This window comes from Caulobacter sp., from assembly GCF_039596335.1.
GTDB lineage: Bacteria > Pseudomonadota > Alphaproteobacteria > Caulobacterales > Caulobacteraceae > Caulobacter.
In genome coordinates this window covers 220,349-243,279 of sequence record NZ_JBCNJZ010000005.1, presented here as the reverse complement: position 1 = coordinate 243,279, position 22,931 = coordinate 220,349, and the positions used below count along the sequence as shown (strand labels likewise).

14 protein-coding genes are annotated in these 22,931 nt (G+C 67.0%); 9 read left to right on the top strand and 5 right to left on the bottom strand.

The genetic code is table 11. From position 1 onward, the window contains the following. Positions 1–5: 5 nt before the first annotated feature. The 6 genes from ABDW31_RS12420 (at position 6) to ABDW31_RS12395 (ending at position 8,391) form a co-directional block, all read left to right on the top strand. A complete protein-coding gene (locus tag ABDW31_RS12420) occupies positions 6–1,718 on the top strand; it encodes a DUF1800 domain-containing protein (RefSeq protein WP_184718760.1) in 1,713 nt (570 codons plus the stop codon). Between the two features lie 8 nt (positions 1,719–1,726). Then, positions 1,727–3,088, top strand: coding sequence for a DUF1501 domain-containing protein (locus ABDW31_RS12415; RefSeq protein ID WP_184718759.1), 1,362 nt, complete (start codon positions 1,727–1,729; stop codon positions 3,086–3,088). A 174-nt stretch (positions 3,089–3,262) separates the two neighbouring features. Beyond that, positions 3,263–4,207: a 5-dehydro-4-deoxyglucarate dehydratase gene (kdgD, locus tag ABDW31_RS12410; protein WP_343698891.1), complete on the top strand. Its 945-nt coding sequence runs from the start codon at positions 3,263–3,265 to the stop codon at positions 4,205–4,207. Continuing rightward, positions 4,191–5,765 carry an aldehyde dehydrogenase (NADP(+)) gene (locus tag ABDW31_RS12405; RefSeq protein WP_184718755.1) on the top strand — a complete coding sequence of 525 codons (1,575 nt, stop codon included), beginning with the start codon at positions 4,191–4,193 and terminating at the stop codon, positions 5,763–5,765. The genes kdgD and ABDW31_RS12405 overlap by 17 nt, the downstream gene beginning before the upstream one ends. A gap of 98 nt (positions 5,766–5,863) precedes the next feature. Further along, positions 5,864–6,769 carry a LysR substrate-binding domain-containing protein gene (locus ABDW31_RS12400; RefSeq protein WP_184718753.1) on the top strand — a complete coding sequence of 302 codons (906 nt, stop codon included), beginning with the start codon at positions 5,864–5,866 and terminating at the stop codon, positions 6,767–6,769. A gap of 56 nt (positions 6,770–6,825) precedes the next feature. Continuing rightward, entirely contained in the window at positions 6,826–8,391 is a 1,566-nt protein-coding gene (locus tag ABDW31_RS12395) for a carboxylesterase/lipase family protein (RefSeq protein WP_184718751.1), read from the top strand. Here ABDW31_RS12395 and ABDW31_RS12390 read toward each other — a convergent pair. Genes ABDW31_RS12390 through ABDW31_RS12380 form a run of 3 tightly spaced genes read right to left on the bottom strand, consistent with a single transcriptional unit; the run spans position 8,388 to position 13,100 of the window. Further along, entirely contained in the window at positions 8,388–9,911 is a 1,524-nt protein-coding gene (locus ABDW31_RS12390; protein ID WP_184718749.1) for a right-handed parallel beta-helix repeat-containing protein, read from the bottom strand. The genes ABDW31_RS12395 and ABDW31_RS12390 overlap by 4 nt on opposite strands. Before the next feature lie 19 nt (positions 9,912–9,930). Beyond that, positions 9,931–11,778, bottom strand: coding sequence for a hypothetical protein (locus ABDW31_RS12385; RefSeq protein ID WP_184718747.1), 1,848 nt, complete (start codon positions 11,776–11,778; stop codon positions 9,931–9,933). 5 nt (positions 11,779–11,783) lie between these two features. After that, positions 11,784–13,100, bottom strand: coding sequence for an MFS transporter (locus tag ABDW31_RS12380; RefSeq protein WP_184718745.1), 1,317 nt, complete (start codon positions 13,098–13,100; stop codon positions 11,784–11,786). Between the two features lie 371 nt (positions 13,101–13,471). Between ABDW31_RS12380 and ABDW31_RS12375 the strand changes: the two genes are divergently transcribed. The 3 genes from ABDW31_RS12375 to manD all read left to right on the top strand — a co-directional run bounded on the left by ABDW31_RS12375 (position 13,472) and on the right by manD (position 18,073). Beyond that, entirely contained in the window at positions 13,472–16,258 is a 2,787-nt protein-coding gene (locus ABDW31_RS12375) for a TonB-dependent receptor (protein WP_184718743.1), read from the top strand. Between the two features lie 147 nt (positions 16,259–16,405). Then, on the top strand, positions 16,406–16,774 hold the full coding sequence (locus ABDW31_RS12370) for a hypothetical protein (RefSeq protein WP_184718741.1): 369 nt from the start codon (positions 16,406–16,408) through the stop codon (positions 16,772–16,774). Positions 16,775–16,864: 90 nt separating this feature from the next. After that, positions 16,865–18,073, top strand: coding sequence for a D-mannonate dehydratase ManD (gene manD / locus ABDW31_RS12365; RefSeq protein ID WP_184718739.1), 1,209 nt, complete (start codon positions 16,865–16,867; stop codon positions 18,071–18,073). Positions 18,074–18,165: 92 nt separating this feature from the next. Here manD and ABDW31_RS12360 read toward each other — a convergent pair whose 3' ends face one another. Both ABDW31_RS12360 and ABDW31_RS12355 read right to left on the bottom strand, forming a co-directional pair. After that, the gene (locus tag ABDW31_RS12360) at positions 18,166–21,588 is read right to left on the bottom strand and encodes a TonB-dependent receptor (RefSeq protein ID WP_184718737.1); all 3,423 of its coding nucleotides are present in this window, start codon (positions 21,586–21,588) and stop codon (positions 18,166–18,168) included. 149 nt (positions 21,589–21,737) lie between these two features. After that, positions 21,738–22,610: a rhamnogalacturonan acetylesterase gene (locus ABDW31_RS12355; RefSeq protein WP_184718735.1), complete on the bottom strand. Its 873-nt coding sequence runs from the start codon at positions 22,608–22,610 to the stop codon at positions 21,738–21,740. Positions 22,611–22,931: the final 321 nt, after the last annotated feature.

Genomic DNA, 22,931 nt, shown 5'->3' with positions numbered 1-22,931 from the left:
CTGTCATGCGTAAACAATACTTTGGCTCGGCCGCCGCGCTGAGCTTGTCACTCTTCCTCTCCGCCTGTGGCGGCGGCGGTTCGGACAGCGCCAGCGCCCCCAGCGCGCCTGTGGGCGGCGGCGCCATCGGCGTTCCCGACATCGCCGTGGCGCCCACCGGCGACATCCTGCCCGACGAGGCCGCGCGCCTGGCCAAGCAGGCCAGCTTCGGCCCGACGCCGGAGCTGATCGCCGCCATCGTCGCCAAGAAGTCAGCCGCCGCCTGGCTGGACGAGCAGCTGTCGATGGCGTCCAGCTCCTATGCTGATCTCGCCAAGCCCGTGCCGAGCAACTTCTGCTCGAGCCAGTTCGCCTCCGGCACCACCGAGCTCAATGTCTGCAACCGCGACAACTTCTCGGCCACGCCGATGCAGCTGCGGTTCTATACGAACGCCATCCGCCAGGACGATCAGGTGCGCCAGCGCGTCGCCTTCGCCCTGTCGCAGATCGTCGTCGCCTCGGCGGTCGAGGTCGGCAACACGGCGGGCCTGGCGACCTTCGACCAGATCCTGCTGAGCAACGCCTTCGGCAACTACCGCGACATCCTGCAGGCCGTCACCCTGAACCCGTACATGGGCGACTATCTGGACATGGCGGACAGCAACAAGACCCAGCCCAACGAGAACTACGCTCGCGAGCTGATGCAGCTGTTCGCCATCGGCACCGTCCTGCTTAATCCCGACGGCACGCCGCAGACCGACACGACGGGCGCGACCATCGCCGCCTACAGCAACACCGACGTCAAGGAAGTGGCCCGCGCCCTCACCGGCTGGACCTGGGCCCGCCTGAACGGCGCGCCGCTCAGCGACTACACCAATCGCGACTGGACCAAGCCGATGGTGATGAACGCCGCGCGCTTCGACACCGGCTCCAAGACCTTCCTGGGCAGGACGATCGCCGCCGGCACGAGCCAACAGGCCAATGTCGACACTGTGGTCGACACCATGTTCAACCACCCCAATACCGCGCCCTACATCTGCAAACGCCTGATCCAGCAGCTGACCGTCGCCAACCCCACTCCGGCCTATGTCGGGCGCGTTGCGGCCGTGTTCGCCAACAACGGCGCGGGCGTGCGCGGCGACATGAAGGCCGTCGTGCGGGCGATCTATCTGGACAGCGAAGCGCGCGTCGTCTCGCAACTGCCGGGCAAGGTAAAGGAGCCGGTCCTGCTGGCCACCTCGCTGGCCCGCGCCATCGGCTACACGACCGACGGCTACGCCTTCACCACGCGCGACGCTGGCATGGGCCAAGCCCCGTTCCGGGCGCCCTCGGTGTTCAACTACTATCCCTACGACTTCCCGCTGCCGCAGGGCGCTGGCCTGCTCAGCCCGGTCACCAAGCTAATGACCACCTCGACGGTCATGGCCCGCCACAACTTCCTGTATGACTGGACGGTCGGCGGCGACTCCACGCGCGGCGAGTTCAAACCGACCCTGGGCCCGACAGGCACGGTGCCCAACTGGGCCTCGTGGGAGGCTAACGGGACGGACGACGGCAAGACCATCGACCGGATCAATCTCGTCCTGCTGAACGGCACGATGACCGCCGCCCAGCGCCAGTCGATCGCCACAGCCATGGCCGCCATCAAGAACAACGACCCCGCCCTGCAGGCCCGACGTCGCGCGCAGGTCGCGCTGTACATCGTCGCTTCTTCCCCCCTCTTCCAAGTCGATCGGTAAGCGTACCCATGACCGTCTCTCGTCGTGAAATGATGCAGCTGATGGCCGGCGGCTCGGCCGCTGCGGCCCTCGGCCAGCTGGGCCTCTCCAGCGCTCTGGCCGCCGACAGCGGCAACTACCGCGCCATGGTCGGCGTGTTCCTGTTCGGCGGCAACGACGCCTGGAACATGGTCGTGCCCAATGACAGCCGCTTTACAGACTACGCCAAGCAGCGCGGCACGGTGGCCCTGCAGCAGTCCAGCCTGATGCCGCTGACCGGCACCGCCTTCGCCCTGCACGGCGCCTTCGCGCCGCTGAAGGCCGCCTGGGACGAAGGGGCCCTCGGCGCGGTGCTTAACACGGGCACGCTGTTCGCCCCGCTGACCAAGGCGCTTTACACCAGCCGCCCGGACCTGCGGCCGCTGAACCTGATGTCCCACGAGGACCAGCAGAACCAGTGGCAGGGCATGCGCACCCGCGCGGTCAACAACAACGGCTTCATGGGCCGGATCAACGACCGCGCTCCGACGGCCGACCTGCCGCCGCTGATCTCGATCGCCGGCTCGAACCTGTGCTTGATCGGAGACCGCACCGCGCCGCTGATCCTTCCGTCCAGCGGATCGATCGTGCGCAATGGCTACAACGCCGCCTCGACCGATGCGGCGGTGAAGGCTCGCCAAGCCGCGCTCTCGGTCTTCGCCGACGCCTCGTCCTACGGCGCGATCACCGACCTGACCGGCAAGGGCATGTCGACTGCCTACGCCCAGGCCGTGCAGGCCAACAGCGTCATCACCTCGACGGCCTCGGCGGTAGACAAGTTCTTCGTCAACCCGACCACCGGCGCGGCCCTGACCTCGGACATCTCCCGCCAGCTGCTGCGCGCGGCCCGGATGATCGAGGCCCGCAACACCCTGGGTCACGCCAAGCAGACCTTCTTCGTCAGCCAGGGCGGCTACGACACCCACACCAACCAGCTGGGCAGCCACAACACGCTCTATGGCGACCTGGCCCTGGCCCTGGCCGGCTTCTACAACGCCATGAAGGCCCTGGGCCTGCAGGACAACGTCACCGCCTTCACGATGTCGGACTTCGGTCGCGTGTTCAAAGGCAACGCCAGCAACGGCACCGACCACGCCTGGGGCTCCAACCACCTGGTGCTGGGCGGCGCCCTGGCCAACGGCAAGGTCCATGGCCGCTATCCGGACATGACCTTCGGCGGCTCGGAGGACACCTCCAACGACGGCCGCTGGATCCCCTCCATCGCCACCGAGGAATATGTCGGGGCCATCGCCCAGTGGTACGGCGTCAGCCCCGCGGACATGCCCTACATCTTCCCCAACTGGGCCAACTGGAACGGCGGAGGACGCGGGCCGGTCCCGCTGTTCGGCTAGGCGCTTCGGCGACGGGCGGACCCACAAGGTCCGCCCGTTTTGCATCAAGCCAAATTCTGTATCGGTCCATAGCGCCTTTGGCTTAGACCCCACGGGGCCTGCTCTCTACCGTGACGATCAAGAAGCGGCCTCCCGGAACGACCCGAGATGATGGCCGCCGCTCGGAGGATCATCATGAGCCGAATGACGCCGACGGAAATGGCCCGCCACCTCGGCGGCGGCCTGCTGTCCTTCCCTGTCACCCATTTCGACGCCCAGCATCAGTTCCTGGAAGCGCCCTATCGCGAGCACTGCGCGTGGATGCTGCAGCATGAGCTGACCGGCCTGTTCGCCGCCGGCGGCACCGGCGAGTTCTTCTCGCTTCGCCCGGAAGAAGTCGGCCAGGTGGTTCGCGCCGCCGTCGCCGAGACCGCCGGCAAGACGCCGGTCATCGCTGGCGTCGGTTACGGCACGGCCATCGCCACGGACCTGGCGCGTGACGCCGAAGCCGCTGGCGCCGACGGCGTGCTGCTGCTGCCGCCGTACCTGACCAACGCCACCCAGGAGGGCCTCGCCGCCCACATCGAGGCGGTCTGCCGCTCCACCAAGCTGGGCGTCATCGTCTACAACCGCGACAACGCGATCATCAACGAGGACACCCTCGAGAAGATCTGCGAGCGCAACCCGAACCTCGTCGGCTTCAAGGACGGCGTCGGCGACCTGGAACTGATGATGCGCGTCTATGCCTGCATGGGCGACCGCCTGACCTATATCGGGGGTCTGCCGACGGCCGAGACCTTCGCCCTGCCCTATCTGGAAATGGGCGTGACGACCTATTCGTCGGCGATCTTCAACTTCATGCCGGAATGGGCCCTGTCGTTCTACAAGGCTGTGCGCGCCCGCGACCGCGAAACGGTCATGAACGGCCTGCGCGACTTCGTGCTGCCCTATATCACCCTGCGTAACCGCGGCAAAGGCTATGCCGTCTCGATCGTGAAGGCCGGCATGAAGGCCGTGGGTCGCGACGCCGGTCCGGTCCGCCTGCCGCTGACCGACCTGACGCCTGCCGAGCTGAACGAACTGAAGGGCCTGATCGCCCGCGTGCAAACCAGCGACGCGCCCCGTGCCGCTAACGGGTGATCTCCTGATCGCCGGCGTCGCCCGCAAAGGTGACTCCGGCGTCGTCCATGCCTTCGACGCATCGACCGGCGAACGCATGGACCCGCCCTTCAGCGGCGCAACGCCCGCCGATCTCGACGAGGCCTGCGCCGCCGCTCACGCGGCCTTCCAGCCCTATCGCGCCCTGCCCTACGCTGCGCGCGCCGCGTTCCTGGAGGCGATCGCCGCCCAGATCGAGGCGATCGGCGACGAGCTCATCGTGCGCGCCATGGCCGAGACCGGCCTGCCCCGCGCCCGTCTGGAAGGCGAACGCGGCCGCACCTGCGGCCAGCTGCGCCTGTTCGCCGGCGTGGTCCGCGACGGTGGTTTCCTGGAGACGCGCGTCGATCCGGCCATGCCCGATCGCCAGCCGCTTCCCCGTCCGGACCTGCGTCTGCGCAATGTACCGCTCGGTCCCGTGGCCGTGTTCGGCGCCAGCAACTTCCCGCTGGCCTTCTCGGTGGCCGGCGGCGACACCGCCTCGGCCCTGGCGGCCGGTTGCCCGGTGATCGTCAAGGCCCACTCGGCCCACCCCGGCACCTCCGAACTGATCGGCCGCGCCGTCCAGGCGGCGGTGGCGCAATGCGGCCTGCCGGTCGGCGTCTTCGCCATGCTGCATGGCGGTGGCCGCACGATCGGCCAAGGCCTGGTCGCCGACCACCGGATCAAGGCCGTGGGCTTCACCGGTTCGCGCGCCGGCGGCCTGGCCCTCATCGAAACCGCTCAGGCCCGCAAGGTCCCGATCCCGGTCTATGCCGAGATGGCCAGCATCAATCCGGTGATCCTGCTGCCTGCCGCCCTGGCGGAACGGGCCGAGGCGATCGCGACCGGCTTCGTCGGCGCCCTGACCCTGGGCGCAGGCCAGTTCTGCACCAATCCCGGCCTGATCCTGGCGATCGACGGTCCTGACCTGGACACGTTCCTGCAAGCGGCCGCCACGGCCGTCGGCGGCGCGCCGGCTCAGGTCATGCTGACCGCCGGCATCCGTTCGGCGTTCGAGGAAGGCGTCGCCCGTGTCGCTTCGGGTCGCGGCGTCACCCTGCTGGCCAGCGGCGAGACCGCCGGTGGCAAGGCCTCCCCGGCCCTGTTCAGCGTCTCGGGCGCCGACTTCCGCGCCCAGCACGAACTGGCCGAGGAAGTGTTCGGCGCCGCCAGCCTGGTGGTGCGCTGCGCCGACCTTTCCGAGCTGCAGGCCATCCTGAGCGAGCTGGAAGGCCAGCTGACCGTCGCCGTCCATCTGGCCGACGCCGACCAGCCCGCCTTCGCCGAGCTTCTGCCGGAACTGGAACTGCTGGCCGGCCGCGTGCTGGTCAACGGCTTTGGCACCGGCGTCGAGGTGGCCCACGCTATGGTCCACGGGGGTCCGTTCCCGTCGACCAGCGATGGCCGCGCGACCTCGGTCGGCAGCCTGGCGATCGCCCGCTTCCTGCGTCCCGTCAGCTACCAGAACCTGCCCGACGCCGTCCTGCCGGACGAGCTAAAGGCGGCCAATCCTCTGGGCCTGACCCGCCGGGTGAACGGAGTGCTGGCGGCCGAATGAACGCCTTCTCGCCCCTCCCCGGCAAGAAGACGTTGGCCATCGGACCGAACGAGCGTCTAGCTTCACGCCTGCAGGGTGTTGTCGATGGACGCTTTCCGATGTTCGAACTGAGCCAGCTGCGCTGTTTCGTGGCCACGGCCGAAGAACTCCACTTCGGCCGGGCCGCCCAGCGCCTGAACATGACCCAGCCGCCACTGAGCCGCCAGGTGCAGCTTCTGGAGCGGATCCTGGGGGTCACGCTCCTGGACCGCACCAGCCGCTCGGTGCGGCTGACCCCGGCCGGTCGCGCCTTCCTCTTGGAAGCGCGCCGGATCCTGCGCCTGGCCGAGAGCGCCGCGCTCGCCACCCGCCGCATCGCCAGCGGGGAGGCCGGCCAGATCGCCATCGGCTTCACGGCGGCGTCCGGCTACAATTTTCTGCCGCAGCTGGTGATCCTGTCCAAGGCCCGCCTGCCCAACGCCGACCTGACCCTTCGTGAGATGGTCACCCGCGAGCAGGTCGAGGCGCTGCTGACCGGCCGCATCGACATCGGCCTGGTCCGCCCGCCGATGGAACGGGTCGAGTTCGCCACCGCTCGCGTGCTGTCCGAGCCCCTGGTCGCGGCCCTGCCGACCGGCGATCCGCGCCTGGCCAAGGCCTCGCTGACCCTGGCCGACTTCGACGGCGCGCCGCTGATCATGTATTCGCCCGAAGGCGCGGGCTATTTCTACAACATGCTGACGACACTGTTCGACGCCAACGGCGTGGCCCCGAACTACATCCAGCACGTCACCCAGATCCACTCGATGCTGGCCCTGGTCCATGCGGGCCTGGGCGCGGCGATCGTGCCCGAAGCGGCCATGAGCCTTCATTTCGACGACGTGCAGTTCCGCCCCGTGGCGACGACGCCCGACCGGCCGGTCGAGCTCTACATGGCCTGGCGCAAGGACAACGAGAGCCCGATCCTGCAGGCCTTCATCGATCTATGCCTGGCCGAGGCCTCGCCGACGGAGTCGGGGCGGTAACACGCCTTCTCCCTCGGCGGGCCACGGCCCAACGACAAGACCTTGGGAGAGACCTCATGATCCTGGATCGCCGCGCCGTGCTGGCCACAGCCGCCGCCCTCGCCGCCACCACGCGGGTCAACGCCGCCGGCCGCGCCGCCCCCGTGGCGACCACCACGGCCGGCCGGGTACGCGGCGCTGAGGTCGAGGGGATCAAGGTCTTCAAGGGCGTGCGCTACGGCGCTGACACCGGCCCGCGCCGCTTCCAGGCCCCGCAGGCGGCCCAGCCCTGGAAGGGGATCACCGACGCCCTGGCCTATGGCGCGTCCAGCCCGCAGCTGAAGGCCGACGAGGCGACCAGCGAGGACTGCCTGTTCCTCAATGTCTGGACGCCCGGCCTGGTCGACGGGAAGAAGCGGCCGGTGATGTTCTATGTCCACGGCGGCGCGCACGCCAACGGCTCGGGCTCCAGCCCACTGTATGACGGGACCTGGCTGGCCGAGACCTATGACGTGGTCGTGGTGACCGTGAACCATCGCCTCAACGCCTTCGGCTACGCGTTCCTGGCGCGGCTGGGCGGGCCGGAACTGGCCGACAGCGGCAATGTCGGCAATCTCGACCTGATCCTGGCCCTGCAGTGGGTGCGCGACAACATCGCCGCGTTCGGCGGAGACCCCGGCAACGTCATGACCTTCGGCCAGTCGGGCGGCGGGGCCAAGCTGGTGACCCTGATGGCCATGCCGCAGGCGGCGGGCCTCTACCACAAGGTCGCGACCATGAGCGGCCAGCACGTCACCGCCATGGGCCCGATCCACGCCACGATCCGCGCTCGCGCCTTCATGGAAAAGCTGGGCCTCAAGCCGGATCAGACCGAGGCGCTGAAGACCCTGCCCGCCGCCCAGCTGGTCGAGGCGCTGAAGATGCGCGATCCGTTGGAGCGCAAGGGTGGTGTCGTCTTCTGGTCCGTGGTCGACCACAACGTTCTCAAGCGCCACCCGTTCTATCCGGACGCCCCGCGCGAGAGCGGCCATATCCCGATGATCATCGGCAACACCCACGACGAGACGAAAGCCTTCCTGGGCGGCAATCCCAAGAACTTCGCCCTGACCTGGGAGGAGCTGCCGGCCCAGATGGAGAATGAGCTCGTCCTGGACGTCGCGCCCGAGCACATCGTCGCGCGCTATCGCGAGCTCTATCCGAACTATAGCCCCTCGGACGTGTTCTTCGCCGCCACCACGGCCGGCCGCTCGTGGCCGGGCCACCTGGTCCAGGCCGAGCAACGGGCCCGCATCGACGCGCCAGCCTGGATGTACCAGCTGGACTTCGGGGCCCAGACCGATCCGAAGATGGGCGCCTACCATAGCTACGACATCGCCCTGGTGTTCGGCACGCTGGCGGCCAAGGGCTCGATGACCGGCACGGGGCCAGCGGCCCAGAAGGTACGCGATCAGATGAGCGCGGCGTTCGTGTCGTTCGCGCGCACGGGCGATCCGAACTGCGCGGCGATCCCGACGTGGGAGAAGTACACCCTGCCCAAGCGCGCGACCCTGGTGATCAACGAGACCTCAGCGATGGTCGACGATCCCCGCAAGGAAGAGCGCGAACTGTTCGCCGTGGCGCCGTTCATGAAGGAAGGGACCTAGCGTCCCAGCGGCGCGGGCTTCGAGAACGCCGAGCTCGCGCCGGCCACCGTCGTGGTAGTGGCGGTGATGGCCGAGCCGGCCGCCGCGCTGTCCACCTCGCCCGCGAAAGCCGCGCGGCCTTGGGCGTTGGCGACGGCCTGGACCGTACCGAGATAGCGTTCGCCCTCAGCGGTCCCGGCCTTGCCGGCGAACAGCTCGACGAACACCACGGTGTCGGCCGGACCGGTCGCCTCGCCCTTCACCGCCGTCCTGCCGCCGGCCGCGCGAGCCGAGGTCAGGCTGGGCGGCTGCAAGCCGAACTGCGGCGTGTCGTGGCACTTGGCCGGCTCGTTCGGTCCCGTGCAGGTGACCGCCGCACCGGCCTTGTCGAACACCACGCCCATGCCGCGCGAGCCGACGAAGTGAGCGTGCTCCAGGCCCGGCGGGCCGACGACGATGCCGCCGCGCGACATCTTCGGATCGCAAGAACCACCGGCCGAGCAGTGGGTGAACGGGACGCCGTTGCCGGCCATGACGTTACGGCTGATGCGGTTGGCGGCGACCTTGGCCTCGGGACGCACGGCGATGCCGATGCCGTTGCCGCGGATGTCGTTGCCCTCGATCATGTTGTCGGCGCCCGACACGCTGATGCCGAAGCTGTTCTGGCTGAAGGTGTTGGCGGCGATGTAGTTGCGCGCGCCCCAGTTCAGCTGCAGGCCGTCGGAGTAGCGATAGAAGCGGTTGCGCACGACGGTGTTGTCGTTGCCCCACAGGATCTCGATACCCTGCGAGGGCTCCAGATTGTCGGTCCCGCCGTCGAAGGTGTTGTCGGCGATCAGGTTGAAGGCCGCGCCACGCGTCAGCTCCAGGCCATCGCCGTTCTCGAGGAAGGTGTTGCGGACGACCTTGTTGTCCAGGGTGGTGTGCGAGGTCGAGCCGCCATTGCCATCGTCGCCGCTGAGCATCACCCCTGCCCCGCCGATGTTGCGGGTGATCAGGTTGTCGGCGATCACGGCGTTGGAGGTGCGCAGGATCAGCACGCCAATGCAGAAGCCGCGGATCTCCAGGCCTCGCAGCGTCACGCCCTTGGTGTCGACCAGGGCAAAGCCGGGGTTACTGGCGGTGCGGACATTGGTGCCGTACTGGCCCTGGACCATGCCCGGGCAGGACTTCAGGTCCCGCGGCAGATAGCCCGATCCGTCGACGACGTTGTGGCCGCCCGAACGGGCAAAGGCCGCGCCCTCAATGGTCACCGGCCCCTTGATCGGCGGCAGGGCTGACTTCAGCACGATACGCGGCGCGGAGACCTCGATGCGGTAGCGGCCGGGCTCGGCGTTGCTGGTGGCGATGGCCCAGCGCAGCGAGCCCTGGGCGTCGTCGTCGGCCTCGCGGTCGACCTTCAGCACCGTGACCTCGGGACCGGTGGCGGACGGGCCGCCCGCCGCAACGGCGGCGATCGGGGCGGGCGTCTGGGTTTGCGCCATCACCGGGCCAGCCGCCAAGGCAGCCAGCATCGCTAAGCGGGACACCGAACCGATCATCCGTCTCTCTCCTAGGAAACTAGGCGCGATCCCACGGGAAGTTGAGGGTCGGCGCATTGACGTGGCGCTTCATCTTCAAGGTCAACTTGGCGCCAGCGCCCGGACCCAGGCGAACGGTGAATGCCGAAGAATTCACCGCAGCAGCCGGTCCCTCAGCAATCGCCGCGCTCAGGATCTGGTGCTCGCCATAGGCCCCGCCCTGCACCGTCACGGTGCGCGCGGCGACCTGGCTGAGATTGACCAGGCTGACCACGGTCTCGTCGTCGGTCAGCTTCTCGACCAGCGCGCCGACGTCCTGGGGCACACCGGCGCGGCGGCGCTCGGGATCGAAATAGCGCAGGCGGGCATAGTGCAGCGCTCCGCCCTGCGGCGGCGAACTGGGCGACCAGGCCGGGCGGGCGATATTGATGCCGCCCTCCATCAGGTGGATCAGCGCCGTGACGTGGGCCGGGGTGATGTCCAGCGTCGCGTCGGCCAGACGCGTGTCGGTCGTGCTCTTGTCTTCGCGCTGCAGTTGGGCGCGGGCGCGGACCTTCTCCAGGTCGGCGCGCAGAGCCTTGGCCGGGAAGCCGTCGTTTTTGCCTTCCAGGAAGTCGACCCACGGGTGGTCGGGCGCGCGGGCTCGGTCCGAGGCCTTCTGCGACATGTACCAGATGTCGAGATTGTTCAGCCGGTACTCGCCGGGCGCATAGCCGTACCAGCCCTTGGGGCCGTACATGCGCGGGGCCGAGACCTTGCCGTCGATCGTCTTCTTCTGGGCGTTGATCACATCGTTCTGGCGGCGCCAGACGTCCAGGTACTTGTCGTCGCCGGTCAGCAGATAGGCGTTGAGGAAGCCGACCACGGCGCGCGGCGTGCGGTTGCGGTCCTCGCGCTTGCCGGTGTGCGGGGCCACGGGCGAGAAGCCCCAACCATAGGTGCCGCTCCACCACTGGCCCTTGGGGCCGCCGATCTTGCCGTCCAGCCCGACCTTGCTGGGGATGATGTCGCCATTGGCCTTGGCCCGCTCGGCCCAGGCGTCGACATAGGTGAGGATCCAGTCGCGGTACTTGGGCTCCTGGTCCAGCATGTAGGCGTTCATGACCAGGCTGGTGGCCTGCAGGTTCAGCGGCGCGTCGCCCACTACGTCGCCATAGTCGGCGTAGTGGTCCAGGGTCTCCTGGTACGAGCTTTCGCCGTGCTCCATGAAGTAGTGGCTGACGTCGAAGGGGTCGCCGGCCCAGTCCAGGGGCGTGGCCTTGCGCAGCATCGGCCCCTTGCTGCCGGTGATCATGCTGCGGATGATCTTCAGCTTGGGATCGTAGTTCGGCGTGGTGGGATCCTCGCCGGTGTAGAAGCCCGAAAAGCGCTTCACCCGGTCGCGATACCGGGCGTCGTACGGGTCGGCCAGGCCTAGCAGGTTGAACATCGACAGCCCCTCGGAGAGGTGCTGCCAGTCGCTCATGACCGGGAATTCCTTGAAGTACATGCCGTCGCGGGCGAACGGCACGTCCTTGGTCTTGGCCTCGGTATATTGCCGGACGTTGCCCTCGAAGGCCTTCTTGGCCATGGCTAGGACGCGGTCGTCGGCGCCCAGGGCGTGCAGGGTCGGCCAGTCGTTGACGTTCTCGATGGCGTCGTCGGGACCGTCATTGGCGCCCCAGCGCGCGAAGGCCAGCAGATAGCCGCGCTCGTCGAAATAGCGCTCGAAGAAGGCCGTGCAGGCCTCTTCGTTGGCCTTCAGCAGCTCGCGTTCCAGCAACGCCCATTCAGGCGGCGCCATCGGCGTGCTGACGGTCAGGGTCGGCGCAGCGGCAAGGGCGGGACGGGCCAGGGCGGCGAAGACCAGCGCGGAAGCGCCGGCCAGGATGGAACGTCGAGTCGTCATGGTCCTCACGCCGCCTTCAGTTCGAGACGGTGGATTTTCCCGACAATCAGGAAGTAGGCCAGGATGCAGATCACGCAGTGGGCGCCGACGAAGATCAGGGCCCCGTCGAACGAGCCGGTCGCCTGGACGATGTAGCCGATGACGATCGGGGTGACGATGCCGGCCACGTTGCCGAAGGTGTTGAAGATGCCGCCAGTGACGCCGGCCATCTCCTTGGGCGAGGTGTCGGACACCACGGCCCAGCCCAGCGACGCCACGCCCTTGCCGAAGAAGGCTGCGGCCATGATCACGATGACCAGCCACTCCTGCTCGACGTAGTTGCAGATGATGATGCTGGTGGCCAGCACCATGCCCAGCAGCAGCGGGGTCTTGCGGGCGATGTCGAGGTTGCCCGTCTTCTTCAGCAGGGCGTCGGAGATCATGCCGCCCAGCAGCCCCCCGGCGAAGCCGCACAGGGCCGGCAAGGCCGCGGTGAAACCGGCCTGCAGGATCGACAGGCCACGCTCCTTGACCAGGTAGATCGGGAACCAGGTGACGAAGAAGTAGGTCAGCACGTTGATGCAGTACTGGCCCAGATAGACGCCCAGCAGCATGCGATTGGTCAGCACCTGCTTGACGTTGGCCCAGGTGAACGACGCGCCGCTGCTGGCCGAGGCCTCTTCCATACGCACCAGGCCGCCGCCGTTCTCGATGTAGTCGACCTCGGCCTTGTTGACCCAAGGGTGCAGCAGCGGGCTGTGGATCAGCTTGACGAAGAACACCGCGGCGATGACGCCGACGACGCCCATCACCCAGAACACCGAGCGCCAGCCGAACTCGTGGACCAGCCAGCCCATCAGCGGGGCGAAGGCGACCAGCGAAAAGTACTGGGCCGAGTTGAAGATCGCCGAAGCCGTGCCGCGCTCCGATCCCGGGAACCAGGCGGCGACGATGCGGGCGTTGGCGGGGAAGGACGGCGACTCCGCTAAACCGACTGCGAAGCGCATGACGAACAGCACGCTGGCGGCCATCAGGCCGGTGAAGAAACCGGCGAAGCCCTGCAGGGCCGTGAAGCCCGACCAGATCACCAAGGCCATCAGGTAGATCTTCTTGGAACCGAACTTGTCCAGCAACGCGCCGCCGGGAATCTGGCCCAGGACATAGGCCCAGGCGAAGGCCGACATGATGTAGCCCATGGCCACCGCGTCGAGGCCCAATTCCTTGGACGCCGATTGGCCGGCGATCGAGAAGGTCGCGCGGTCGGCGTAGTTGATCGTGGTGATGATGAAGAGCACCGCAATGATCAGCCAGCGGACCCGAGTCCGCTTGGTGGAGTCTGTCATTCGCGTCCCTTCCCTGATGGCGCCGATCTGACGTCGACGACTATTCCGGCGACGCTAGAACCGCCCGCGCCACAGGTCTAAGTCAATTCGCCTATCGACCAATCCACTTGCAACATGGATCAAGACGCCCCGTGTATCGAAGTGTGTCTGAAACGCCCCACAAGACGTTCAAAATCGGGGATTAAGGACCGAAATCGGAGCCAGAAACGACGCTAGATCGCCGTTTCGCGTCGATCCGTGCCCAAAGCGCATAGGTCGATACCGGATTGAGATTGGCCCTGGCGAAAATCCCGTCCGTATCTTCCAGGCAACGAAGAGGGGCTTAGCACCCTCGCCATCAAGGACCCGCGAACGCGGGCACGGGAGGGACGATGACGACCAACCACAAGTTCACTGCGCGCTCTGTTCTGGCGCTGAGCGCCTCGGCTCTGGCCCTGACGCTGGCCGGCGCCGCCGCCGCGCAGGACGCCACCCCTGCCGCCGGCGCGGACGAAGTCGAGGCCGTCGTCGTCACCGGCTTCCGCGCCTCGCTGCAGAGCGCGATGAACCTCAAGCGCAACGAGACCGGCGTCGTGGACGCCATCAAGGCCGAGGACATCGCCCAGTTCCCCGACCTGAACCTGGCGGAGTCGCTGCAGCGCATCCCCGGCGTCTCGATCTCGCGCATCAACGGCGAAGGCCGTCAGATCACCGTCCGCGGCCTGGGTTCGGAATACACCCGCGTCCGTATCAACGGCATGGAAGCCATCTCCACGACCGGCGGCACCGCCAACAGCGGCGGCACCAACCGCGGCCGTGGCTTCGACTTCAACGTCTTCGCCTCGGATCTCTTCAACAGCATCGCCGTGCGCAAGACCGCCTCTTCGGACATCGAGGAAGGCTCGCTGGGCGGCACCGTCGACCTGCAGACCGCCCGCCCCTTCGACAGCCGCAAGCCGCAGCTCGTGCTGTCGGCGGGCGCCAGCTACAACACCCTGGCCGAGAAGACGACGCCGCGCCTGTCGGCCCTGGCCAGCCGCACCTTCTTTGACGGCAAGTTCGGCGCCCTGATCTCGGTGGCCTACGAAGAGCGCCGCCTGAAGGAAGAAGGCGCCAACATCAGCCGTTGGGCCGTCGGCGGCAGCAACGGCGCCTTCAACGCCGCCTCGACGGTCCCGGGCTACACCCTCGCCCAGATCAACAGCACCGACACGACCAACGGCATCTTCGCCCCGCGCATCCCGGCGTTCGTCAGCTACGACATCGAGAACAAGCGCCTGGGCGTCAGCGGCGCGTTCCAGTTCAAGCCGGACGACAACACCGAGATCACGCTCGACACCCTATACGCCTATCTGGCCGGCACCCGTAAGGAAGCCCAGCTGCAGGCCATCGGCCTGTCGCGCAGCGGCGTCGGCAAGCCGCAGACGATCATTCGCGACGGCGTCGTGCAGAACGGCAACCTGGTCTATGCGCGCATGGACAATGTGGATCTGCGCACCCAGTCGGCCTATGACGAGCTGAACACCGAGTTCAAGCAGTTCACCCTGTCGGCCAAGCGCAACATCGGCGATCGCCTGGTGATCGGCGCCCTGGCCGGTTATTCGGACTCGACCTTCACCCAGCCGATCTCGACGATCGTCACCTTCGACCGCGCCAACAGCGGCAACTACGTCTACGACTTCCGCGGCGGCGGCGCGCCCAAGATCGACCTGGGCTTCGACGCCACCAACCCGGCCAACTGGTCGGCCATCAACGGCACGTCGGAAGTCCGCATTCGTCCGCAGTTCGTCGAGAACCAGTTCTCGACCGCCAAGATCTATGGTGAGTGGGAAGCCAGCGAAAACCTCAAGCTCAAGGCCGGCGTCGACTGGCGCAAGTTCGAGTATGACAGCTACGGCCTGTATCGCGCCAGCGAAACGGTCAGCCAGACCCTGACGGCCGACCAGCTGGCCTCGGTGTCGAAGGTGTTCAGCGGCTTCGGCAAGGGCCTGGACATGCCGGCCGGCAACGCCACCTCGTGGCTGACGCCTGACATCGACAAGTACAACGCCCTGCTGAACATCTACAGCAACACCGGCATCTACGCGATCGACAAGACCACCAACAGCTCGGCCCGCGGCCAGTACGGCGCGGTGGAGGAAGACGACCGCGGCGTCTACGCCCAGGCGGAGTTCCGCTTCAGCGCGTTCGGCCTGCCCTTCCGCGGTGACGCCGGCATCCGTCACGTCACGACCCGCCAGGAGTCGGCCGGTTACGCCGCCGTCGGCGCCTCGTTCCAGGTCGTCGACGTCGAGCGCAAGTACAGCAACACCCTGCCCTCGTTTAACCTGGCCGCCGACGTCACCGACAACTTCGTGGCCCGCTTCGCCGCCGCCAAGACCATCTCGCGTCCGGGCATCGGCTCGCTGTCGCCGGGCGGCGACGTCTCGGTGCAGGGCACCAACCGCAACTACAGCTCGGGCAACCCCTATCTGAACCCGACGCAGTCCAAGAACCTGGACCTGTCGTTGGAATGGTACCCGTCGCAGGGCTCCATGCTGGCCGCCAGCTTCTTCTTCAAGCGCATCGACACCTTCGTGGCGACGGCGCGTGAGCAAGCGGTCTACAACACGCTGGGCCTGCCGGACTCGCTGCTAAACGGCACCGGCGCCCTGCCGACCGAAGTGTTCCAGGTCACCAAGCCGCTCAACTCGGACGGCGGCGACCTGAAGGGCTTCGAGCTGAACGTCCAGCAGCCCTTCACCTTCCTGCCGGGCTTCTGGAGCCACTTCGGCGTCATCGCCAACTACACCTACGTCCAGTCGAACATCGACTATCCGACGTCGACGGCTCCGGGCGCGCCGACCGTCAATGGTCCGCTGGTCGGCCTGTCGAAGAACGCCGCCAACCTGACCCTCTACTACGAGGCCCCGACCTGGAGCGTCCGCGGTTCGCTGGCGCATCGCGACGGCTACCTGACCCAGATCCCGGGCAGCGACGGCAACAGCGTCCAGGGCACCAAGAAGACCCTGAACGTCGATATGCAGGCCAGCTGGAACATCCGTGAAAACGTTCGCCTGTCGGTCGAAGGCGTGAACCTGACCGACCAGTTCAACGAGCAGTACGTCGGTAACGATCGTCTGAACGTCTACACCCACAGCGGCCGTCAATTCATCGTCGGCCTCCGCTACAACTTCTAGGCGTCCTTCCTTCTTACCCCGCCTAGGAACTCTGCGCCGGCCCTTCCTCCCAAGGGCCGGCGTCTTCTTGTCTTCATGCCCGCAGGACGCGGCCGGAACCTCGGACGCCAGGATGGGTTGCTTCTCCACACCCGCTTGGAGAGCCCCATGAAAGTCGCTGTACTTGGACTGTCCCTGACCGCCGCCAGCCTGGTCCTGGGCGCCTGCGCCACCTCGGGCGCGCCGGCCACCCGCGCCGCCACCGACGAGAAGGCCTTCGCCTCGACCTTCGCATCATGCCGGACCGAAGTACGATCCGGTAAGACCACTGGCTTCAAGCTGGCCCCGATGAGCCCAGCCGCTACCGGCGCGACGCCGGGCGACACGCGACTGACGCTGAAGGCCCCATACGACAAGAGCATGGCGCGCTCGAAGATGGCCCGCCGCGGCCACGACCAGGCCTTCCGGACGGCCATGGACCAATGTCTTGGGGACAATGGTTACGACACCCGCCCCTTCAACGCGGCGCGCAGCTGACAAAATAGGCCTGACCAATTTTCGCGAATTGACAGACCAATTATCGTGGCCCAAGGGAGGGGTGTCGTTACTCCTCCCGCAGGTCCGTTCATGAAGATCGTCTCCGCCAAGGTCATCGTCACCTGCCCCGGCCGGAACTTCGTCACGCTGAAGATCCAGACCGACCAGGGCGTCTACGGGATCGGCGACGCCACCCTGAACGGCCGCGAACTGTCGGTGGTCTCGTATCTTGAGGACCACGTCGTGCCTTGCCTGATCGGCAAGGATCCGCGCCGCATCGAGGACATCTGGCAGTACCTATACCGCGGGGCCTACTGGCGTCGGGGTCCGGTGACCATGCGCGCCATCGCCGCCGTCGACGTGGCGTTGTGGGACATCAAGGCCAAGATGGCCGGCATGCCGCTGTACGACCTACTGGGCGGCAAGAGCCGTGACGGCGTCATGGTTTACGGCCACGCCAACGGTGCGGACATGGAAGAAACGGTCGACGCCGTCGGCCGCTATGTCGACATGGGCTACAAGGCCATCCGCGCCCAGTCGGGTGTGCCCGGCATCGAGATGGCCTATGGCGTGGGCCGCGGCACCCTGCACTACGAACCAGCCGACGCCGCCCTGCCGACCGAGACGGTCTGGGACACCCGCAAGTACTTGAACTTTGCCCCCAAGCTGTTCGAGCGCCTGCGCGAGGTCTACGGCCCCGAGCCGCGCCTGCTGCACGACGTCCACCACCGCCTCACCCCGATCGAGGCGGGCCGCCTGGGCAAGTCGCTAGAGCCGTTCGACCTCTTCTGGATGGAAGACGCCACCCCGGCCGAGAACCAGGAGGCCTTCGGCCTGATCCGCCAGCACACCACCACCCCGCTGGCCGTGGGCGAGATCTTCAACACGATCTGGGACTGCAAGGACCTGATCCAGAACCAGCTGATCGACTACATCCGCGCCACGATCGTCGGTGCCGGCGGGGTCACGCATCTGCGCCGCATCGCCGACTTCGCCGCCCTCTATCAGGTGCGCACCGGCTGCCACGGCGCCACGGACCTGTCGCCGGTGACCATGGGGACCGCCCTGCATTTCGACACCTGGGTCCCGAACTTCGGCATCCAGGAATACATGCGCCACACCGAGGAGACCGACGCGGTCTTCCCCCACGCCTACACGTTCGCGGACGGCTTCCTGCACCCGGGCGACGCGCCGGGCCACGGCGTCGACATCGACGAGGATCTGGCCGCCAAGTATCCCTACAAGCCCGCATACCTGCCGGTGGCGCGCCTGACCGACGGGACGATGTGGAACTGGTGAGGCCCCGGCGCTTTCGCCTCCCCCTCTCCGTCAAATGAAAAGGCCGCGCCGGTTTCCCGGCGCGGCCCTTTCTTTGCGGTGTGCGCCCTGGCTTAGAACACAGCCCGCAGACCGACGAAGAATTGTCGGCCGGTGCTGCTGTAAGACGTCACCGTCGGGTCGTTCTCGTGGCCGTAGCGGAAGTCCGTCTGGTTGGTGAGGTTCAGGGCCTCGACCGTCAGGGTGATCTGCTTGTTGACCTTGTACGAGAACGAGGCGTCCACGTTGAACGTCGCGTCGCTGGAGATGAAGTCGTTGATCAGCGGCGAGTCGCAGAGACCCGGATCGCAGCTGCCGGCCGCCAGCGGATAGGTAGTCTTGTAGGCCGAGCGATAGGCCGTCGAAACGCGGCCGGTGAACTTGCTGGTCTCATAGTAGACCGTGGCGTTCAGCGACTTGGGCGAGGCCCCCAGGAACGGCGCGGTGCCCGTGATGTTGGCCACCGGGTCCAGGATGTAGTTCAGCTCGGAGTCGATGTAGGTGTAGTTGGCCTGGATGCCGAAGTTCTTGGTCCAGTCCGGCAGGAAGGTGAAGCGTTCCGGCAGGAACGTCAGGTTCTGCTGGTAGTTCAGTTCGAAGCCTTGCAGGTAACCGCCGGGCGCGTCGCTGTACTGACGGATCTGGAACGGGCGATCGGCGTCGATATAGGCCCGGCGGCTGTCGGAGGCGACGTCGACGAGACCGTCATAGGCTGCGCGGATGTTGGCGATACCGGCGGCGTCGAAGACCGAGCTCAGCGGTCCTTCGCGAATGACCACCTGCGGGAAGCTCGAGATCTCCTTGCGGAACACCGCGGCCGACAGCACCGCGCCCTGACCGAAGTACCATTCCAGGCTGGCGTCGTAGTTGGTGGCGCGGAACGGCTTCAGGTCCGGGTTGCCGAGGGTGATGGCCGCATTGGCGCCGTCGAAGTCGGCCGGCGCGGTGCCCACGCCGGTGGGCACGGTCAGGCCGCTGATGCCCGGCGACAGGGCGACTAGCTGCGGACGCGACATCACCTTGGCCGCGCCGAGACGCAGCATCAGTCGGTCGGTGATCTCGTAGGCTGCGTTGAAGGCCGGCAGGGTGTCGTTGTACTCGTTGTCGCCCGAGACCGGACGGCCGCTGGGCGTGCGGCCCAGGGCGTTGATCTCGGTCTTGACCTGACGGACGCCGGCGTTGCCGCGCAGGGTGCGACCCAGGAACTGCAGGTCGTAGTCGATCTGGCCGAAGAAGCCGGTGTCGGTCTCGTCGACCCAGAAGGTGTTCACGCCGCCGTTGCGCAGGTCCGAAACGCGCCAGTCGCCGAACTTGTTGATGCAGTTACAGTCGAAGCCGAAGCGCTCGCGGAAGGCGTCGATGTTCGGCACGAAGAAGGCGTTCGGCGTGCCCTCGGGCAGCTTCAGTCCCTGGCCGAAGTCGACCACCTGACCCATCTGAGCGACGCTCGTCGCCTGGACGAGACCGCTACGCACCCCTTCCAGCAGGCTGGGGTTCATGGTGTCGCCGATCAGGCGCTCGTAGCGGGTGTAGTAGAAGCTGAACTTCCGCTGGCCGCCGCCGAACTTGAACGTGAAGTTCGGGTTCAGTTCGTAGGCGATGTCGATGCGACCGCCGTCGTAGTTGTTGCGGGACTCGGTGACGTAGTGGCGCAGGGCCGAGTAGCCCTTCACGAAATCCCAGCTGGCCGGGTTGGCGACGTCGAAGCCCCAGTTGATCGAGGGGATCTTGCCGCCCTTGCGGTCGTCATAGACGAAGTAGTCGTTGCCGGGGACGCCCTGGCCCGAGTCCAGGCGGATGAAGTCGGCCAGCAGGCCGTCGTTCTTCGAGACCGAACGCGAACGGCCGTACAGAGCATGGACCTTCAGGCGGTCGGTGACCTCGAAGTCGACGTCGATGGAGTTCTGGTTGAAGTAGGTGGTGAAGGCGCCCCGGTCGACGGCAGAGCGGAAGTCCATATTGCCCAGCACCAGATAGTTGACGCTGTCGCCGGCCGAGGTCAGGCCCGCGTCGATCAGACGGGTCGACGGACGGCCCAGGAACTGGGCGCGCATGGCCTGGCCCTGCGGGTGGGCGACGTAGCCGACCGAGCCGGGCTGGTTGTAATAGTCGTAGACTTCCAGGTTGTTGGGATTGAAGCTGCCGGTGCCCGCCGTCAGGCCGCCCGCGCCATAGATGGTCGAGCCGAAGACCGGCGTCGTGCCGTACATCATTTGACCGCAGTCGATGGCGCCACGGAACTCGGTGGCCGTCTGGGACGCGCAGTTGGCGTAGGCCGCACGACGATTGGCGTAGGTGTTCTGCGCCGCCGAGGCCGTGGTGGCGGTCTGGTAGCTGAAGTTGGTGGTGGTGCGGTTGCCGTTGGTGTTGTTGCGGTTCGTGCCGATGGCGCCGATCTGGTAGTTGTTGGCCGACTGGTCCAGCTGCGACAGCAGGCCGTCGAACGTCACGGTCAGGCGATCGATCGGACGCCATTGCGCCGAATAGGTGACGCCCAGACGCTCCTGCTCCAGCTCGCGATGGTTCAGGCCGACCAGGGCCGGGATCCGCACCTGCGAGCCGCGATAGTTGTTGGGCCCGTACAGCAGCTCATAGGCCTTCGGGTTCGAGCCGATCAGATAGGCCAGAGCTTCGGGATTGGTGACGCGCGGCAGCACGGTGGCGGCGTTGACATTGGTCGGCAGGGCGAAGCCCTGCGGGTCCCCGGACGCTGCGGCCGCGGCGTTGTTGAAGGTCGAGCCGCGGTAGGTATAGTCCGACTGCCCCAGCTGGCGCTGGTAGTTGTCGATGACCTGGTTGCGCTTGTTATAGGCCACCGAAGCCAGCAGGCCGAAAGTGCCCAGCTTGGTGTCCCAGCGGTCGGAGATCAGGGCCGCGATGCGCGGGTTATGCTTGCCGCCGTTCTCGTAATAGGCGTCCTGCAGCGACAGGGCCATTCGGCGGTCCTTGAAGTTGAACGGACGCCCCGAGATGAGGTCGACCGTCGCCCCAAGTGACCCTTCGTCGGTCTCGGCCGACGCGGTCTTCTGCACCTTCAGCGAGTTGAAGAGCTCCGAGGCGAAGGCGTTGAACTGGAAGCCGCGGTCGCGGCGCAGCGCGCCGTCGGCGGTGCTGGCGCCCGAGGTCGACAGGGTCTCCAGGCCGTTCAAGCGAACGCGGGTGAAGTCGCCGCCCAGGCCGCGGACCGAGATGGTGTTACCTTCGCCGTTCTCACGGTCGATCGAGACGCCCGGCAGGCGCTGCAGCGACTCCGCCAGGTTGGCGTCCGGAAAATCCGCGATGTCTTCGGCGTTGATGACGTCGACCATGACATTGGCCTGACGCTTCTGATTGAGCGCGCTGTTGAGCGAGGCGCGATAGCCGGTGACGACTACCTCTGCGACGGTGGAGTCCGACCCTTGGTCCTGGGCGACCGCTTGAGCCGTGAAGCCGAAGGCCGCCATCAACGCGATACCGGAGACAGCCGCAGCACTGCGGCGATTGAAATCGCTGAACATCCTATTCCCTCCCCCACCGCGATCATTTGTGTCGCGGTTGTGGTTTCTAGAAAGCCGCGCTTCTGGCGAGCGCTGGCCGATTTGACGCCAGGTTTCCACCGCTGGCGGCGTCTCACGACGCGCGCCGGCGAGGCACTAGAAAGCGCGCCTCAAGGGATGAGGTAGCGCCGCAACGCGGGGACCGCTTCCGCCAGTTCGGCGGTCACCATGCTCGCGAAATAGTCAGCCCCGACATCGCCGATGTGGGTGTAGTCGAAGGCCAGCTTGGCCTGCCCCATCGGCTCGACGGCGGCGTTGTTCTGCGTGTTCGCGGGCGCGTTCGGCGCAGGCGCCACGCCCGTCGAGGCCGGGATCGTCGTGCCGGTCTTCGCGGCGGCCAGCACCTCATCCGAGGGCGGGCGCTGAGCGAAGCGGGTCGCCTCGGCCGCGCCCATGGCTTGCACCGCCGCGGTGCTGCGGGCGGCCAGGTCGACCAGCGGGGTCTTGGTCTCGGCGGCGACCTTGCGCACCGCCTCGGACCAGGGCGCCAGGTCGTCGATCAGCTTGCCGTCCTTGAACTGGCGACGGGTCAGCGGCGTCAGCAGGACCGGCTTGCCGCCCGCGGCGCGGATCTCGTCGACATAGGCCTTCAGATTGGCCGGAAACTCGGTGGCGAGGTCCGTCGAGCGTCCCGGCTTGCCCGGCTGGTCGTTGTGGCCGAACTGGACCAGGACGTAGGTGTCGTTGAAGCCGCCCGACTTGATCTCGTGCAGGGCCAGGGCCCATGAGCCCTCGGTGCGGTAGTTGCCGCTGGAGCGGCCGCCGCGGGCCAGGTTGATGCAGGCCGCGAACGAGGTCAGGTGCTTGCCGCAGAAGCTGGGGCCCCAACCGCCCTGCACCGCCGTGGTCGAATCTCCGATCAGCACCACCTTCACCGCATTGAAGTGCGGCGGCGGATTGGGAACCGGCGTCTGCTGGGCCAGCGCCGGCGCGGTGGCGGCCAGGGCAAGGAGCGGTCCCAAAAGCGGTCGAAGAATACGCATGATCGCCTCGTCAAACTGGATACGAAACACAAGGGTCGGCCCGGCGACGCGGATGCGCCGGGGTCGGCAGGTCAGAGTTTGGGGAAGCCCTTCAAGGTCGCCCTGGCGTCGGCGCGGCGCGATAATTCGGCTCGCCGTTGAAGGCTCTCAATCATGTTTCCCCCGCCCTTTTCGGCTTAACGCCGGGCTTCCGGTGATCAATAGCCACCGGTGTCATAAATACATACCCACGTTCTGCCGTGATGGGGAAGAGGGAAGCTACCGGTAACATCGCTTTTTCGACACAATTGGCGCACGGACCGAACGGACGGTGCGCGACTC